This is a genomic window from Pseudomonas sp. B21-010 (genome assembly GCF_024749325.1).
In the GTDB taxonomy this organism is placed as follows: domain Bacteria; phylum Pseudomonadota; class Gammaproteobacteria; order Pseudomonadales; family Pseudomonadaceae; genus Aquipseudomonas; species Aquipseudomonas kilonensis.
Genome location: NZ_CP087198.1, coordinates 4154734 through 4170506, shown reverse-complemented (window position 1 = coordinate 4170506; position 15773 = coordinate 4154734). Strand labels below are relative to the sequence as shown.

The 15773-nt window shown below is 58.0% G+C and carries 16 protein-coding genes, 1 tRNA gene and 1 pseudogene; 12 read left to right on the top strand and 6 right to left on the bottom strand.

Annotated elements, in window-relative coordinates; translation table 11 throughout:
• Window positions 1-24: 24 nt before the first annotated feature.
• From rpmI to LOY50_RS18275, 7 genes are all read left to right on the top strand, one after another.
• The gene (rpmI, locus tag LOY50_RS18305) at window positions 25-219 is read left to right on the top strand and encodes a 50S ribosomal protein L35 (protein ID WP_002553160.1); all 195 of its coding nucleotides are present in this window, start codon (window positions 25-27) and stop codon (window positions 217-219) included.
• A 30-nt stretch (window positions 220-249) separates the two neighbouring features.
• Window positions 250-606: a 50S ribosomal protein L20 gene (rplT, locus tag LOY50_RS18300; RefSeq protein WP_002553161.1), complete on the top strand. Its 357-nt coding sequence runs from the start codon at window positions 250-252 to the stop codon at window positions 604-606.
• Window positions 607-715: 109 nt separating this feature from the next.
• On the top strand, window positions 716-1732 hold the full coding sequence (pheS, locus tag LOY50_RS18295; RefSeq protein ID WP_003203624.1) for a phenylalanine--tRNA ligase subunit alpha: 1017 nt from the start codon (window positions 716-718) through the stop codon (window positions 1730-1732).
• 36 nt (window positions 1733-1768) lie between these two features.
• Window positions 1769-4147: a phenylalanine--tRNA ligase subunit beta gene (gene pheT / locus LOY50_RS18290; RefSeq protein WP_258688796.1), complete on the top strand. Its 2379-nt coding sequence runs from the start codon at window positions 1769-1771 to the stop codon at window positions 4145-4147.
• A 3-nt stretch (window positions 4148-4150) separates the two neighbouring features.
• Window positions 4151-4453: an integration host factor subunit alpha gene (gene ihfA, locus LOY50_RS18285; RefSeq protein ID WP_002553164.1), complete on the top strand. Its 303-nt coding sequence runs from the start codon at window positions 4151-4153 to the stop codon at window positions 4451-4453.
• The gene (locus tag LOY50_RS18280) at window positions 4434-4790 is read left to right on the top strand and encodes a MerR family transcriptional regulator (RefSeq protein WP_003179985.1); all 357 of its coding nucleotides are present in this window, start codon (window positions 4434-4436) and stop codon (window positions 4788-4790) included. The genes ihfA and LOY50_RS18280 overlap by 20 nt, the downstream gene beginning before the upstream one ends.
• 90 nt (window positions 4791-4880) lie before the next feature.
• A tRNA-Pro gene (locus LOY50_RS18275) sits at window positions 4881-4957 on the top strand.
• Window positions 4958-5036: 79 nt separating this feature from the next.
• Here LOY50_RS18275 and LOY50_RS18270 read toward each other — a convergent pair.
• A pseudogene (locus LOY50_RS18270) lies at window positions 5037-5672 on the bottom strand (tyrosine-type recombinase/integrase); the annotation flags it as partial.
• Window positions 5673-5845: 173 nt separating this feature from the next.
• Between LOY50_RS18270 and LOY50_RS18265 the strand changes: the two are divergent.
• A complete protein-coding gene (locus LOY50_RS18265; protein ID WP_077507575.1) occupies window positions 5846-6364 on the top strand; it encodes a DUF1993 family protein in 519 nt (172 codons plus the stop codon).
• Window positions 6365-6640: 276 nt separating this feature from the next.
• Here LOY50_RS18265 and LOY50_RS18260 read toward each other — a convergent pair whose 3' ends face one another.
• Window positions 6641-7603, bottom strand: coding sequence for a GlxA family transcriptional regulator (locus LOY50_RS18260; RefSeq protein WP_253476343.1), 963 nt, complete (start codon window positions 7601-7603; stop codon window positions 6641-6643).
• A 95-nt stretch (window positions 7604-7698) separates the two neighbouring features.
• On the opposite strand from LOY50_RS18260, the gene LOY50_RS18255 reads away from it, so the two are divergent.
• The 3 genes from LOY50_RS18255 (at window position 7699) to LOY50_RS18245 (ending at window position 9680) form a co-directional block, all read left to right on the top strand.
• Entirely contained in the window at window positions 7699-8142 is a 444-nt protein-coding gene (locus LOY50_RS18255) for a tautomerase family protein (protein ID WP_258688795.1), read from the top strand.
• Window positions 8143-8237: 95 nt separating this feature from the next.
• Window positions 8238-8585 (top strand): helix-turn-helix transcriptional regulator, encoded by a 348-nt coding sequence (locus LOY50_RS18250; protein ID WP_253476331.1) that lies wholly within the window; start codon window positions 8238-8240, stop codon window positions 8583-8585.
• 36 nt (window positions 8586-8621) lie between these two features.
• Window positions 8622-9680, top strand: a complete 1059-nt coding sequence (locus LOY50_RS18245) for an NAD(P)/FAD-dependent oxidoreductase (RefSeq protein ID WP_258688794.1) — start codon at window positions 8622-8624, stop codon at window positions 9678-9680.
• 26 nt (window positions 9681-9706) lie between these two features.
• Here the strand turns inward: LOY50_RS18245 and LOY50_RS18240 are convergent, their stop codons facing one another.
• Window positions 9707-11146 carry a lactate dehydrogenase gene (locus LOY50_RS18240; RefSeq protein ID WP_258691254.1) on the bottom strand — a complete coding sequence of 480 codons (1440 nt, stop codon included), beginning with the start codon at window positions 11144-11146 and terminating at the stop codon, window positions 9707-9709.
• Window positions 11147-11464: 318 nt separating this feature from the next.
• Complete coding sequence (locus LOY50_RS18235; protein ID WP_258688793.1) at window positions 11465-11833, bottom strand: hypothetical protein; 369 nt, start codon at window positions 11831-11833, stop codon at window positions 11465-11467.
• Between the two features lie 345 nt (window positions 11834-12178).
• On the opposite strand from LOY50_RS18235, the gene LOY50_RS18230 reads away from it, so the two are divergent.
• A complete protein-coding gene (locus LOY50_RS18230) occupies window positions 12179-13219 on the top strand; it encodes a zinc-dependent alcohol dehydrogenase family protein (protein WP_258688792.1) in 1041 nt (346 codons plus the stop codon).
• Here the strand turns inward: LOY50_RS18230 and LOY50_RS18225 are convergent.
• Entirely contained in the window at window positions 13216-15237 is a 2022-nt protein-coding gene (locus tag LOY50_RS18225; RefSeq protein ID WP_258688791.1) for a DKNYY domain-containing protein, read from the bottom strand. The genes LOY50_RS18230 and LOY50_RS18225 overlap by 4 nt on opposite strands.
• A 229-nt stretch (window positions 15238-15466) precedes the next feature.
• Window positions 15467-15730: a hypothetical protein gene (locus LOY50_RS18220; protein WP_258688790.1), complete on the bottom strand. Its 264-nt coding sequence runs from the start codon at window positions 15728-15730 to the stop codon at window positions 15467-15469.
• Window positions 15731-15773: the final 43 nt, after the last annotated feature.

The window sequence follows — 15773 nt, the reverse complement described above, 5'->3', positions numbered from 1 at the left end:
CAACTGAATGCGGAGTATCCGAACATGCCAAAGATGAAGACCAAAAGTGGTGCTGCTAAGCGGTTTCTGAAAACTGCTAACGGTATCAAGCACAAGCACGCTTTCAAGAGCCACATCCTGACCAAAATGTCGACCAAGCGTAAGCGTCAACTGCGCGGTAGCAGCTTGCTGCATCCGTCTGACGTGGCAAAAGTCGAGCGCATGCTGCGCCTTCGTTAATTTTTGGATCAAGAATAGAGGAAGTAACTCATGGCTCGTGTAAAGCGTGGCGTCATTGCCCGTAAGCGTCACAAAAAAATTCTGAAACTTGCTAAAGGCTACTACGGCGCGCGTTCCCGCGTATTCCGTGTTGCCAAGCAAGCGGTAATCAAGGCAGGCCAATACGCCTACCGTGACCGTCGTCAGAAAAAACGTCAGTTCCGCGCTCTGTGGATCGCTCGTATCAATGCTGGTGCTCGTGTTAACGGTCTGTCCTACAGCCGTTTCATCGCTGGCCTGAAAAAAGCGTCCATCGAGATCGACCGTAAGGTTCTGGCTGATCTGGCAGTGAACGAAAAAGCGGCGTTTGCTGCGATTGTCGAGAAAGCTAAAGCCACCTTGGCTTAAGTACCCCCGGCAGTCACCGGGGCCTACATCTGTGGGCCCAGGTGTCAAACGTCATAAATAGGGGAAGAGCCTTAAAGCTCTTCCCCTATTTCGTATCTGGAGTCTGTACATGGAAAACCTGGACGCGCTGGTCGCTCAAGCACTAGAGGCTGTGCAAAGCGCTGAAGATATCAATGCCCTGGAGCAAATCCGGGTTCACTACCTTGGCAAGAAGGGCGAGTTGACTCAGGTGATGAAGACCCTGGGGAACCTGCCAGCCGAAGAGCGTCCGCAGGTCGGTGCGCTGATCAACGTTGCCAAGGAGCGTGTCACAGAGGTCCTCAATGCGCGCAAGGCGTTGTTCGAGGAGGCGGATCTGGCTGCCAAGCTCGCCGCCGAGTCCATCGACGTGACCCTGCCTGGCCGTGGCCAGACTTCCGGTGGCCTGCATCCGGTGACCCGGACGCTGGAACGCATCGAGCAGTTCTTCACCCACATCGGCTACGGCATTGCCGAAGGCCCTGAGGTCGAAGACGACTACCACAACTTCGAAGCGCTCAACATCCCAGGCCATCACCCGGCCCGGTCGATGCATGACACCTTCTATTTCAACGCGAACATGTTGTTGCGCACCCATACCTCGCCGGTACAGGTCCGCACCATGGAATCGCAACAGCCGCCGATCCGCATCGTCTGCCCAGGCCGTGTGTACCGCAGCGACTCCGATATCACCCACTCGCCGATGTTCCACCAGGTCGAAGGCCTGCTGGTTGATCGCGACATCAATTTCGCCGACCTGAAAGGCACGATCGAAGAGTTCCTGCGGGTGTTCTTCGAGAAAGAACTGGCCGTGCGTTTCCGCCCTTCGTACTTCCCGTTCACCGAGCCATCGGCTGAAGTCGACATGGAATGCGTGATGTGCAGCGGTAAAGGCTGCCGCGTCTGCAAGCAGACTGGCTGGCTGGAAGTCATGGGCTGCGGCATGGTTCACCCGAACGTGCTGCGTATGTCCGGGATCGATCCGGAAGAGTTCTCCGGCTTTGCTTTCGGCATGGGCGTCGAGCGCCTGGCCATGCTGCGTTACGGTGTGAATGACTTGCGCCTGTTCTTCGACAACGACTTGCGGTTCCTTGCGCAATTTCGCTAAGCCGCAGACCCGTAACGAATCTAATAGGAGAGCAGGATGAAATTCAGTGAACAATGGCTGCGCGGCTGGGTAAGCCCGCAGGTAAGTCGGGACGAGCTGGTTGCTCGCCTGTCGATGGCCGGCCTTGAGGTCGACAGCGTAACGCCGGCCGCCGGTGATTTCAGCGGTGTGGTCGTGGGCGAGGTGCTGGGCACCGAGCAACACCCGGACGCTGACAAACTGCGGGTTTGCCAGGTCAGCAATGGCGCGGAAACCTTCCAGGTCGTCTGCGGCGCGCCCAACGTGCGCCCGGGCTTGAAGATCCCGTTCGCCATGATCGGTGCCGAACTGCCGGGCGACTTCAAGATCAAGAAAGCCAAGCTGCGCGGCGTCGAGTCCAACGGCATGTTGTGCTCCCAGGCAGAACTGCAGATTGGCGAAGGCAACGATGGCCTGATGGAGCTCCCGGCAGATGCGCCGGTGGGCCAGGACATCCGTGAATACCTGGGCCTGGACGATGCGAGCATCGAGGTCGACCTGACGCCGAACCGTGGCGACTGCCTGTCCCTGGCCGGCCTGGCCCGTGAAGTCGGCGCGTTGTATGCCGCTCCCGTGACGCGTCCCGTGGTTGCGAGCGTGCCGGCCGTGCACGACGAAGTGCGTTCGATTGAAGTCCTCGCGCCGGCCGCGTGCCCGCGTTACCTGGGCCGTGTGATCCGTAACGTCGACCTGTCCAAGCCGACGCCGCTGTGGATGGTCGAGCGCCTGCGTCGCGCCGACGTGCGCAGCATCGACGCCGCTGTCGACATCACCAACTATGTGATGCTGGAGCTGGGTCAGCCGCTGCATGCGTTTGATCTCGCCGAAATCAACGGTGGCATCCGCGTGCGCATGGCCGAAGAGGGTGAGAAACTGGTACTGCTCGACGGCCAGGAAGTGACCCTGCGCAGCGACACCCTGGTGATTGCCGACCACGCTCGCGCCCTGGCGATTGCCGGCGTGATGGGCGGCGAGCACAGTGGCGTATCCGCCACGACCCGCGATGTATTCCTGGAGAGCGCGTTCTTCGACCAGATCGCCGTCGCTGGCAAGGCCCGCTCCTATGGCCTGCACACCGACGCCTCGCACCGTTACGAGCGTGGCGTGGACTGGCAACTGGCCCGTGAAGCCATGGAGCGCGCCACAGCCCTGCTGCTGGACATCACCGGTGGCGAAGCCGGCCCGATCATCGAGACCGTCAGCGAACAGCACCTGCCCAAGATTGCCCCGGTCACCCTGCGTGCCCAGCGCATCACCCAGATGCTGGGCATGGAAATGGACCCGGTCGAAGTCGAACGCCTGCTCAGCGCCCTGGGCCTGAACATCCGCGCCGATGGGGCAGGGCAGTGGCACGTCGAAGTGCCAAGCCATCGCTTCGATATCAGCCTGGAAGTCGACCTGATCGAAGAGCTGGCCCGCTTGTACGGCTACAACCGCCTGCCGGTTCGCTACCCGCAAGCACGCCTGGCCCCACAGGCCAAGGCTGAAGCCCGCAGCGACCTGCCAGAACTGCGCCGCCTGCTGGTGGCCCGTGGGTATCAGGAAGCGATCACCTACAGCTTCATCGATCCACGCCAGTTCGAGCTGTTCAGTCCGGGTGTCGAGCCGCTGTTGCTGGCCAACCCGATTTCCAACGACATGGCTGCCATGCGCTCGTCCCTGTGGCCGGGCCTGGTCAAATCGCTCCAGCACAACCTGAACCGCCAGCAGGATCGCGTGCGGCTGTTCGAAAGCGGCCTGCGTTTTGTCGGTCAGCTGGATGGCTTGAAGCAAGAGCCTATGCTGGCCGGTGTCGTCTGTGGCAGCCGTTTGCCGGAAGGCTGGGCGCAAGGTCGCGATGTCGTCGATTTCTTCGACGTCAAGGCTGACGTCGAAGCGGTGCTGGGCTTCGCCGGCGCGCTCGACGCATTCACTTTCGCCCCTGGCAAGCACCCGGCGCTGCACCCGGGGCAGACCGCACGCATCGAGCGAGACGGGCGTGAAGTCGGCTATGTCGGTGCCATTCACCCTGAACTGTCGAAAACCCTGGGCCTTGATCGTCCGGTCTTCGTTTTCGAGCTGGTTCTGGCTGAAGTGGCACTGGGGAAAATGCCGAAATTCCAGGAGTTATCGCGCTTTCCTGAAGTGCGTCGTGACCTTGCGTTGCTGGCCGACCGTGACGTTGCTTCCAGCGCCGTGCTGGAGGTAATTCGTGAAAATGCAGGCGAATGGCTGACGGACCTCAGGCTATTTGACGTGTATCAGGGTAAAGGCATTGATCCGCATAGAAAAAGCCTTGCAGTTGGCTTGACCTGGCAGCATCCATCGCGCACTCTTAATGACGATGAGGTGAATACCGCAACGCAGAATATCCTCACCTCGCTCGAAACCAGGTTGAACGCCACGTTAAGGAAGTGACGTATGGGGGCTCTGACGAAAGCTGAGATGGCGGAACGTCTGTATGAGGAGCTGGGCCTGAATAAACGGGAGGCCAAAGAATTGGTCGAACTGTTTTTCGAAGAAATCAGGCACGCTCTGGAAGACAACGAACAGGTCAAATTGTCCGGTTTCGGCAATTTTGACCTGCGGGACAAACGCCAGCGGCCTGGCCGCAATCCGAAAACGGGAGAAGAAATCCCGATCACGGCTCGCCGTGTGGTCACCTTTCGTCCAGGGCAGAAGTTGAAGGCCCGAGTTGAGGCTTATGCTGGAACCAAGTCATAACGACGAACTACCCGTCATCCCGGGCAAACGCTACTTCACCATTGGTGAAGTTAGCGAGCTGTGTGCGGTAAAACCGCACGTGCTGCGCTATTGGGAGCAGGAGTTTCCTCAACTCAACCCGGTCAAGCGCCGCGGAAACCGTCGGTATTATCAGCGACAAGACGTGCTGATGATCCGGCAGATCCGCGCGCTGCTCTATGACCAGGGGTTCACCATCGGCGGCGCGCGTCTGCGCCTCTCCGGTGATGAGGCCAAAGACGATACAACCCAGTACAAACAGATGATCCGCCAGATGATCGCCGAGCTCGAAGATGTACTGGTGGTGCTCAAGAAATAAATTTCTGCTTTTAAATACTTCCAGTTTTCAAAAGCTTGCGATATATTCCTGAGCGTTCCGTTGAGAAGCGGAACAAGATTCACGCCTAGTCGGGGCGTAGCGCAGTCCGGTAGCGCACTAGCATGGGGTGCTAGGGGTCGAGTGTTCGAATCACTCCGTCCCGACCATATTCTTCAATGACTTAGGCCAATGTTCACAGCATTGGCCTTTTTCATGTGCGTGACTTTTGCGTGACTCCTAGATTTTTCACGCCTGCTTCCTCTTCAAAGTTGTCAGTACCGGTCCACGCGAATCGGTTGCTGATACCATATTCGCAGCCTCGATCAGATGCCCGAGCTCGGCGCCCGAGTAATGACTGGTGATGCTGCCGTTCTTGTGGCCTCAAAGAGCTTTACGATCTTCCTCGGTGACGCCTGCTGCGCGTAGCCGACGGCCAAACGTGTGTTTGAGGATCATGGATCCTGATGGGTGCATACCCAGGGTGAGCGGGGCGAAGGTTTTCCTCCTGCCAGAGTTTCGCCGCTCTCACCCGCGCTTTTTTCAAGGCCGAGTCATTCATCCCATGCATTGCGTTGCCGTTGTAAGGAAAAACCCATTCCTTGCTCAGGCCGGGCTCGACTTCGCCACGCTGTTGAGCACGACCAATCTCTCATCACCGTTTTTCACACCCGACCGCTCGTTCCTGCCGCCGAAGTCTGACGGAATCAGGAACACGCTGGTGCCAAGTCCCGGCACCGGAATCTCCCAATCCCATCTCAACTTGCAGACTTCTTGCTCGCGGCAACCTGTGTTCACCTTGAACAAGTCCATTGTCTGCAGGTGCGCCGGCAATTCCCCGAAGAGGATCGATTGCTCTTCCCTCGTCATCGGGTAGGGCTCGCGACCCTTTCCGCTGGTCGCCGTTGGGCGCGGAGGAGAGTGCATTCGGGTGGTGTCGGGGAAGAGGACGCTGCTGTTGGCGGATGAAGTGCAGCAATCTGCTAGCATTCAGCCCGCTGGACGGAAGAAAGGCTGGTCGCTTGTGCCCGCTTTGAATGACTACTTAGGGAAAAGATATGTCGGTCTACTCAGTTACCATCCCCTGTTTCGCACAGATGCTGCGATCTCTATCGTCTCTTTTGTCTAAGGGCGAGACTTGCGCTCGTGAACGCGGCTATGACTCGCAGATTCTGCTTGAAGCTCGGCTTGCACCGGATATGCACAATCTAGCCCGACAAGTTCAGTATGCTTGTACTCAGGCGCAGGAGGCGGTCCAGCGGCTTACACAGCAGCCGTTGCAATCGCTCGCTCCCCCCGAAAACTTGGCTGCAGCGAAGGCACTGATCGAGCGTACTCTGGCGGTTCTTGCTTCGGTGGACCGTGCCCAGGTGGATGAAGGTGCAGAGCGACAAATCGCTATCGCGCTACCAAATGGCATAACGTTCGATATGACCGGCAGTGAATACGCGGTTAACTGGGTCACGCCACAGTTCTATTTTCATCTAGTCACGGCGTACAACATCCTTCGTCATAACGGTGTACCTCTCGGGAAAGCTGATTACGTACAGCACATGTTCGCCTACCAGCGCCAGTAATTGGCTCTTGGTAAGCACTTGTAGGCATTCGATTGCAGCGAGCGCCAATAAAAACGGCCATTCTTACGGCCGGGCACGGCTGGTATGGAAAGCTCGTATTCCCAGAAGACATTGAGGTCAGTTTGGACTAGGGCTCGTCATCAGACTGTGCGGCTGCTCTCGCTCTTCAACGGCGCGCAGGCTGGCGGTCGCGGCGTGGAGGCAGGACAGTCCAGCTCCAGCACGTTGGTCAGAGGCTCGCGGAGGTAGATGCGCTTCGTGCGGTACTCATTTGAGCTACTGGCGCAGTTGTCTTGGGGATGCGTTCAACAGGCGGCGCATAAGTCGCCGTAGGGCCGTGGCATCCTGGTACCCCACCTGCTCGGCGATAGATTCAACGGAGTGTCTGCTGGTTTCCAGTAGCACGCGGGCCCTGTTCAGCTGCACACGCTGGATCAAATATTGGGTTGAAAGGCCGGTTGCTTTTCGAAGGTGCCGGGACAGCGTTCGCTCAGACATGCCGACGTACGCTGCAAGGCTCGGAACGCTGGGAGGGTGGGGCAGGCAGGCTTCTATGTAAGCGGTGAGGTTGGCGACCAGTGTATTGCCCCGGGCCATGATCGCTGGGTTGATGAATGGGGATTGCAACTGTCGGCCGTCGAGTAGAAGAGCCTTGCCCACATAGTCGGCGAGCGTCGGCGACAGGCGTCTGCGCAGCAGGTGCAGCATCAGGTCAGTTTGCGCGAAGGCTGCGCCAGCGGTCGTCAAGGGTGGGTCGCAAAGCACCATGACGTTGGGGTCGACGATGCAGTCCGGCGCAATGCTCGACAGCCAAGGGGCGAGCCACCAGGAGGTCGTTACCTTTCGACCGTCCAGTAATCCTGCGGCATGCAGGAGAAAGACCGCCGAGCACGAGGCGGCAATCTCCTTGCCTTCATTCACATGTGCCCTCAGCGCTGGCAGTGTCTGCAGTACCCAGTCTTGCTCAAGACGCTGCAGCAGCGCGTCGAAGTCGCTGATGCCAAGGCCCGGAATGACCCAGCAGGAGTTGTCCTCGACGTCTGTCGTCAGTTCGTCGACCAACAGTTGCATGCCTTGCCCTAGCGTAATCAGCCCTGGCTGCGGCCCGCAAACTCGCCAGCGTGGCACGGCAAGGCCTTGGCGCTGCGCAAGTGTCGCGGCGGTGCCAAGGATGTCCAGGGTGGCCGCGACGCTTGAGGCGAACGACCCGGGAAAGACTAGAACAGTGAAATCGTACATTGTCCGATTATGCCCGAAAGAAGGCGAATCGGTCACTTATGGAGTGGAGAGATAACTGGCCCAATGACGCTTCCAGTTAACAGTGAGGTTTCGCCATGCCAAACATCTTGATCAAGGTGCCTACGGGCGCTTTCAATCAGCCACAGCGCCAACAGCTGCTTCGAAGCGTGAGCAACGTGGCAATGCTTAATGAACACATGGGCGATGCCCCTCAGCAGCGTGCTTTGTGCTGGGTGCTCATTGAGGAAATTCAGGCCGATGAATGGCTGTGCGGAGGCGTTGCTCCTCATGCCAGGGCCGTTCCATGCATTGTCATCGTCAAGGTGCCTGCCGGCGTTCTTGATGCACCGATGCGTCAGCGCTACGTACGTGAATTGCATTGCGCAATACAATCGAGCCTGACAACGGAGGATCAGCGCCAGTTGCTGACCTCAATACAGATCCAGGATGTGGTTGATGGCACTTGGGGGGCGAACGGTGATATTTGGCATCTGGCCGACTTCACCCGTGCAGCCGGGTACGGACATCTTGCTCCCTAGGCTGTAGGCCTTCCAGAGAGCGCACTGCCCGGCGGGGAGGGCATGTCATTGCAGAGTATTGACGTGTGCACAAGCATGCACATATAGTCGGTTGCATGACTGATCGAATCCTTCACCGAACCCGCGCAATTGACGCCGCCATCGAGTCGCTCGATGGCGCTTTCTTCAAGGCGCTTTGCGAGCCTTCGCGTGTCGCTGTGCTCAAGCGCGTGATGCAACTGGGGCGCGCCGATATCGCCGAGATTGCGCAAGGATTGCCCCAGGAGCGTTCAGTTGTTTCCCGACATCTGCAAGTGCTGTTAGAGGCAGGTATCGTCCGCGGCACCAAGGTCAGTAGGCAGATGTTCTACGAGGTGGATGGTCCGGCGGTGGTGGCACGCCTCGAAGCCATTCTTGAGCATATGAAAAGCCTGGCCCCGTTCTGTTGCCCAGGTACGCCCTGATATTTTTTGTCTTGTAGTGTGCATGAGTGTGCATATATGAATGTAACGAATGAAGTCCTGGATGTCGTCGTGATTGGCGCTGGCCAGGCAGGATTAGCGTGCGGTTGGCACTTGCAGCAGCACAACCTCAGGTTCCTGATTCTGGATGCTGAGCGGTCTCCGGGAGGGAATTGGTGCAACTACTACGACAGTCTGAAGCTTTTCTCTCCAGCGGCTTACTCGTCATTGCCAGGCATGCGCTTCCCGGCAGAACCTGATCATTACCCGCTTCGTGATGAGGTCGTGCGCTATCTGGAAGACTATGCAAAGGCATTCAAATTGCCAATTCGTCAGTACACCCGCGTACAGCATGTACACAGAGAACACGGGCTGTTTCAGCTTCAAACGGACGGTGGGGAAAACTTTTTCTCCAAGGCGCTGATCGTCTGCACGGGAGGATTCAATCAGCCTTTCATTCCCGATATTCAAGGGCTTCAGGGCTTTCTTGGGCGCAGTTTGCACAGCGCGGAATATCGAAATGCCGATGGCTTTGGTGGGCAGCGAGTGGTTGTGGTCGGTGCTGCAAACTCGGCTGTTCAAATTGCTTATGAACTGGCCCATGTGAGCAACGTCGTGCTGGCAAGCAGGGAGCCCATTCGGTTTTTTCCGCAGAAGATACTCGGTCTGGATTTTCACACTTGGCTGAAGTGGTCAGGGTTGGAAAAGACCCGCTGGTTGAGCGATCAAAGTACGCCGGTGCTCGATGACGGCATCTATCGTCGAGCCCTTAAGCAGAAGTTTTTCGAGCGTAAGCCGATGTTCGAGGCGATAACACCAACCGGTGTGATCTGGTCTGATGGGCAGCACACTGAGGTTGATAGTTTGGTGTTTGCTACAGGATTTCGCCCGAACCTGAAATTTTTGAGCGGGTTGGAATGCCCAGGCAATGAATATTGGGCTCATCGTAACGGGCAGGCTGAGCACGTGCCTGGGCTGTATTTTGTCGGTCTGCCGAAACAACGGAATTTTGCTTCAGCGACACTTAGAGGTGTCGGCCAGGATGCGGCCTACATCATGCCCAGCTTGATGCGATTTGTTCGCGATGTGCCTGTTTAGCAGACCGTTTGGCGGCTGCATTGTGTTCAACGCGCCAGCGCCGAAGGGTTTTCCTGCAACATCACCGAACCGTGGAGGGTGGCGAGCGCTTCCTTCAACATGGATTGTTCTTGTGCCTCCTGGGATTTCTTGCTTTCCTTGGCGGCGTATTCCAGCAATACCAAGTGACTGCGGCTGGTTGAAGCTTCCTTTGGCACCACGGTCTCTTCAACCATTTTGCCCATGACGTACTGCTGTGTCCGGGTGTCCTGGCTGGCGTTTTGCGTGACAGAAGCCCTGGTCAGTCGGCCGTCTTTGTAGGCAAGGCTGGCCGAGCTGCTGGCCTTGTCATTCACTTCTACGTAGAGATAGTTCTGCGAGTCGCTAGTTGTGCCTAGCGCGGGTGCTTTCCCGCCCTTCAGGCTCTTGTGATAACTGGCCGATAAACTCGATTGCTGGACTTGATCGACGCTGCGATTGCTCATTATGGAACCTGCAACGACAGTTTTCTGCGACAGGGTATAGGCAAAGCTATCGACTTCGGATGGGCGCATCGGGTTGGACGCGTCGTTGGTTTGTTTGATGGACGCCTCGAAGTCTGCCAGCCCAGTCAGCAGGCCTTTGTCCGTCGCGTTACGGGTCAGTGGCTGTGACGGGGTAGCGCCCTGTGGATAGTGGCTGTTCATGGCGCTGAAGGCGTCCTTGAACATCTCCATCAGGGCGGCCTTGGCGCTGCCACGCTCCTGCACCCGATCAAACTGGGCGAGGTAGCTGTTCAGGGCGTTGGCCTGCTGCTTGGCATCGCCCAGGATTGCGCTGTTTTTCAGATCCACGCTCAGGTTCAATTCGCCATCCGGACCACTCATTTGCGTGGTGCGGCTCTGGCTGTCGGCGCGGTAGGCAAGGATCAGGTCCTCACCGTCCACGCCCTTGAGCTTGGCGTTCAGGTCAATGGATGCCAATACGCTGGAGTCGAACTGCGTCAGCTTGCCCAGGTCGAGCTTGGGAGGCTCGGCCGTCAACCCGTCGACAGCGGCCTGAAAGGCACTGCCAAGCACACCAATCGCCTTGAGTTCGTCCTCGCTCAGCGGGCCCCCGTCCACCGTAGCCTGAACGCCAAGTCCATCGTCCTGGCTGGTTAGGCTGAAGGTAACCGTCTTGCCACTGGCGGTCTTGATGCTGAGGCTGATCAGGTTGTCGGCTTTATTGTGCAGCAGCGCCTGTTCGGATTTTATCTCGGCGGCGTTGTGAGCCTTGTCCGGGGTGGTATGGAGCACTGACTGGGAAAGGCTCGAACCACTCTTGGCGAACTGCTCCACCAAGGCTGCACCCAGGCCGTGGAAGCGGTTGGCGATCGACAGCGATTTGGGATTGGTCCCCATGATGTTAGTGACAGCGTCCTGACCTGCCTTTTCCCAGACACGGACAGTCTCCTGGCCGGGCAGTTGCCCGAGTCGGGAATAGGTCTGCGCTTCGACATCGGCCACGGGGTTGCCCAGGCTTACGATTGCCGCTGGTCGAGCTGGCAAGACATCAGTGCTCTCTATCACTGTTGCAGGTGATGCCGCGACGGCAGAACGAGTCGGGAACTGGATGGGAATGGCAGGGCTGATCGGGGTTAGGGTAGTCATGACGGTCCGTGTCGACAGAGCAGGGTTACGCTCAATGTAGTGAATACACCGTCCGATTGAAAGTGTGGACGCTGAAATGGGTGGCAGAGAGCCATATGGCGTGGTTGTTCAGGTCCTAGGCACGGGCGTATGCCGAATCGACTGGCATGGCTGGCCGACGGTCTGCCCGCCCGCCTACCATTTTGCAGAAAACCAGTATCGTGCGAGCTTCACCTGGGTTCTAAGGCCTACCTGACCTTTTACGCATAAATCCTCCAGTTCCTCGGCTGACCTCAAAGGATCCTTCTTTGTGCTGGGTTTCAGGCCATCTTGATAGGTTGGGCCAAACTCAGGACTGGCCTCCGAAAGGAGTCGGATTGCTTTCGCATAGTCGTCTTCGAGATCTTCGGGCAAGGTGCCGCACGCTGCTTTTGTATGCTGATAGACCTTCCCCCACATGTAACCCGATTTGTCGGGGGTGTTAAGGTCCGAATAGGAGTCGGCTGCTGCAGAGGTACAGTAAGAAGTCAGTGACATTGCAGCCATTAAAAGTTGTTTGTGCATCGTTTGTTGATCCCTTCCGTGGTTGTAAAAAAGCCGACTTATACATTGCGCATCTTCTTCAAGTCCACGTTTTGCGCGCCCGGCATGGAGCGTGGAGCGTAAGTGCACCCACTAGGCTGCGGTGGCTATGTTGGTGGCTTGGAAGGGGTGACTCGTTTTTAGCGAAAGCGTCGGTGGTCGATACAGTATTCTTCCCCTTCGAATACCAGTACAGCTGCAACCTCTAAGCGACAGAGATTTTTACGTGTCAGGGAGTTTGTGGTTACTGTTGGCGTTGGTTTGCGACCAGGCCTGTCCGCGAACCCGGTTTCAGCCATAGCGCTTTTCCAAAGTAGAGGGATCCTCATGAAAGCCGTAGTTTACGAAGCCTTTTCCCAACCCCCTCGTTTGATGACCGTCGAAGACCCGACCCCCGAGCGTCACGGTGTGGTGGTTCAGGTCCTTGGCACAGGCGTGTGCCGAAGCGACTGGCATGGCTGGAAAGGTCATGATCCTGACATTCAACTGCCCCACGTGCCCGGTCACGAATTGGCGGGGATCGTGGCGGAGGTGGGGAGGGATGTCAGCCGGTGGAAGGTGGGCGATCGCATCACCGTGCCTTTTGTCGGTGGCTGTGGGGCGTGCCCGGAATGCAATAGCGGCAACCAGCAGGTGTGCCACAGCCAGTTTCAGCCGGGCTTCACCCATTGGGGGTCTTTCGCCGAGTATGTGGGGATCCACAAGGCGGATTTGAACCTGGTCGCGCTGCCTGAAAACATGGATTTCGCCACGGCGGCGAGCCTGGGCTGTCGCTTCGTCACCTCGTTTCGCGCGGTTGTCGATCAAGGCAAGGTCTCGGCGGGCCAATGGGTGGCGGTTCATGGCTGTGGCGGGGTGGGGTTGTCCGCGGTGATGATCGCCCACGCTATCGGGGCGAACGTTATCGCCATCGATATCTGCGACGATAAGCTCAAGCTTGCCCAGTCGCTTGGTGCCGTCGCGACGGTCAACGCAAGCCGGGTGGCGGATGTCACCGAGGCGGTGCTCGAGATTACGAAGGGCGGCGCTCATGTTTCGCTGGATGCCCTGGGCCATCCTACGACCTGCTTCAACTCCATCAATAATCTGAGACGGCGCGGCAGGCACGTCCAGGTCGGTTTGATGCTGGCGGACCACAGCACGCCGGCAATCCCCATGAGCAAGGTCATTGCCTACGAGCTGGAGATCTGTGGCAGCCATGGCATGCAGGCTCACCGTTACGGCGCGATGATGGAGATGATCACGTCCGGCAAGCTGGCGCCTGAAAAACTGGTCGGCAAGACCATCAGCCTGGAACAATCGATTGATGCGCTCATGAACATGGATCGGTTTGACACGGCAGGCGTTACGGTCGTGACGGAGTTCTAGGTGTTCGTCGACGGCTGGCCGAGGGATTCCCGATAATGCGCTTCGTCGACCTCGGTCAGGGTTGCATAACCGTCGTAGTGATAGATGCAATGTTGGTCACGGGCATAGCGCTCATCCAGGAATTCGAGCGTGGTCAAGTCGATCCGCTTGGCGCTCAGCGGGCGTCGGTGGCAGAACAACTTGCGCGTGCCCAGTTGCAGGAAGTCGGGATGGGGCACGCGGACTTCATCAGGGTCGAATGCCACCTCCAGCGGCTTGCCTTCCGAGAGAATCAGGCTAGGGCTGATGGCATAGGTGCCGAGAATGCGGGTGTCCGAGGGGTGTAGGCGTTTTTTCGCCTCGCCGTAGTAATACACCGCATCCCGATCCTTGGCCCAACCATGACCGCAGGACTCGAACGTGGCCGCTTGCGCCTTACGAATCGGCTCCGGGGGGTGGTAAAAAACCCGGTGACAGAACACCGTCTTACCGTCAGTCAGGTAGGGCGCACCCAGTGAGCGGAAATGCTCCGCGGGCTCCTGGGAAAAACGTTCAGGCACCTCGGATTCGGCGTTATGAAACGGGATCAGATACAAACCCTGGGCGTCGCCGCACAGGTGTGTGTCCAGCAATTTGAAACTCGCCGCGTCCAGCCCGTTGATCACGCGTCCATGGAAATACACCTGGTCGCCCCGTTCGAAACCGAGACCGATGGCCTGCAACGGCTGCGTTTCTACCTGCGTTTGCGCGGTTTTCGACTGTGCCTGCAAACGGTGCCACCAATAACCCTCCAACTGCGGATGGGCTTCGAAGTAAGGAGCCCACGCTTCTTGCATGGCCGCATCGATGATGCCGCCGGAGCCCAGCGGGCCGTGCTTGTCACCGACCAGCACGGGCGAGTAATCCTGGTCATTGCGATAGAGCTGGGTCACTACGAAGCTTTGCGCATCGACATCAAGGCGTTTCTGGCGCCTGTAGACGTGCTGGTGATCACGGTAATAGTCGAACCCCAAGTGGCGAAAACTCGGACCATGGGCTTCACGCAAGCGGGTCCCGGCGGCGTAGACGAACGTGTCGTCCACGGCAAAATAGTCATCCTCGTATTCGCTGGCACTGACCACGCGGCCGCACTCATCAAACACTGGCTGCGAGCATTTGAGCAGGTGGAAATCGCCAACGTAGCGAATGCTCTTGCCAGTCAGGTAATAGGCGCGGTGGCGGTCTTTGGCGTAGCGTTCGTTAAGCACGGTGAAGGTCGCCAGGTCGGCATTGTCGATGCGATAGAAGTATTCATAGGAAATGCTCGAACCTTGCTGCGCTTGCACGATGATCGACTGCCCATCTGTGCCCCAGCGATGGGCGAGCATCTGGAAGTCGTACGGGGTTGCGATCGGCAGCGGCGTGCCGTCCTTCTGGTGCAGGGGCTTGAAGCCCTTGTAGACCTGACCGTCGATCACTCGATAGGACGGGTGGTTGCAATACCGCACCCGCACCGTGGCGCTGGCGATAAAATGCCCCTGCAAAAAGATATTCACCCCGTCGCTGAACAGGGCGGACGCTGAAGTCACCGAGGCTGGTGACGCTGGCAACAGGGCCAGGCTGTCGTGCCGTGCCTCGGGAATTCGGCTGATCGCGTAGTCGCCGAACCAATAGGCGCCGGTTGCGTCACGCCAGTACTGGTGGCCGAGGCTTTCCAGGCCGTTGTCGAAACGAAACGGCAGGGCCTGCAGCGCGTGGTAGCCATGGCGTTCCCGGTAGGTCGGAAGCAGGTAGTAATCGCGCAGAGCGTCGCGCAAGACCCAAGGGTTGCGTCGATGTCGCCAAACCGGCTGATCGGCAAGCAAGGGCGAGGGCGGATAGAGCCCAGCGCTGGCAGATTGTGCTAACTCGCCGGGTCGTGCGCCTTGAGGGTTGAGCATGATGTACACATCAGGCACGCGCCCGTCGCCCAGCAGCATGCCGTCGACGAAGGCGAAACCTTGATGCCATTCAAGCTGCAGCGGCTCCCAGTCAGCCTTATCCGTCCCTGTGATTGTCATGTTATTGCGATCTGCTCTCCAGGGAGGTGGAACACCAAGCCAATGATCGCCGCCGCCACGCTCAAAAAATGAACTTGAACAGCGCAATCACCACGATCAGGCCAATCAGGAAGATGATGCCTACGGTACCGCCAAGGAATTTCAACATAAAAACGCTCTCATCGGATGGGCTTAATCGTCTAGACCGCTACCGATAACGCTCGTTTCGTTGAATATTCATGCGTGGTGATCAATGAACCGCAAAGGACCTTGGCACCGGCACATGCTCGAATTTTGAAATGGTCTTGATCCAGTAGCGGCGATAGTCCGTCTGGTCCGGTGCCAGCGGTTTGTGGCTGGACCATGGATGTTTCTCCTTCAGGCTGGCGCGGTACGTTTCCCATTCTTTCTGCTCGGCCACTTCCCGGGCTTTGCTCCGGTCATCGAACCAGCCCAGGACGTAAGCTTCGCCCTGGTCCGTGCCGTGCGCTATCAGCAAATAAATCTCTGTCATGACTGACCTACCGTTCTGTCCTGCGCCCCAGTCGCGGGGTCTT

Excerpts from the sequence above, each read along its gene's own strand:
- ihfA (WP_002553164.1), top strand. The coding sequence starts at position 4,151 with ATGGGGGCTCTGACGAAAGCTGAGATGGCGGAACGTCTGTATGAGGAG.
- LOY50_RS18250 (WP_253476331.1), top strand. The coding sequence starts at position 8,238 with ATGACTGATCGAATCCTTCACCGAACCCGCGCAATTGACGCCGCCATC.
- LOY50_RS18230 (WP_258688792.1), top strand. The coding sequence starts at position 12,179 with ATGAAAGCCGTAGTTTACGAAGCCTTTTCCCAACCCCCTCGTTTGATG.
- LOY50_RS18260 (WP_253476343.1), bottom strand. The coding sequence starts at position 7,603 with ATGTACGATTTCACTGTTCTAGTCTTTCCCGGGTCGTTCGCCTCAAGC.
- LOY50_RS18220 (WP_258688790.1), bottom strand. The coding sequence starts at position 15,730 with ATGACAGAGATTTATTTGCTGATAGCGCACGGCACGGACCAGGGCGAA.
- LOY50_RS18225 (WP_258688791.1), bottom strand. The coding sequence starts at position 15,237 with ATGACAATCACAGGGACGGATAAGGCTGACTGGGAGCCGCTGCAGCTT.
- LOY50_RS18245 (WP_258688794.1), top strand. The coding sequence starts at position 8,622 with ATGAATGTAACGAATGAAGTCCTGGATGTCGTCGTGATTGGCGCTGGC.
- LOY50_RS18265 (WP_077507575.1), top strand. The coding sequence starts at position 5,846 with ATGTCGGTCTACTCAGTTACCATCCCCTGTTTCGCACAGATGCTGCGA.
- LOY50_RS18280 (WP_003179985.1), top strand. The coding sequence starts at position 4,434 with ATGCTGGAACCAAGTCATAACGACGAACTACCCGTCATCCCGGGCAAA.
- pheS (WP_003203624.1), top strand. The coding sequence starts at position 716 with ATGGAAAACCTGGACGCGCTGGTCGCTCAAGCACTAGAGGCTGTGCAA.
- rpmI (WP_002553160.1), top strand. The coding sequence starts at position 25 with ATGCCAAAGATGAAGACCAAAAGTGGTGCTGCTAAGCGGTTTCTGAAA.
- LOY50_RS18255 (WP_258688795.1), top strand. The coding sequence starts at position 7,699 with ATGCCAAACATCTTGATCAAGGTGCCTACGGGCGCTTTCAATCAGCCA.
- pheT (WP_258688796.1), top strand. The coding sequence starts at position 1,769 with ATGAAATTCAGTGAACAATGGCTGCGCGGCTGGGTAAGCCCGCAGGTA.
- rplT (WP_002553161.1), top strand. The coding sequence starts at position 250 with ATGGCTCGTGTAAAGCGTGGCGTCATTGCCCGTAAGCGTCACAAAAAA.
- LOY50_RS18235 (WP_258688793.1), bottom strand. The coding sequence starts at position 11,833 with ATGCACAAACAACTTTTAATGGCTGCAATGTCACTGACTTCTTACTGT.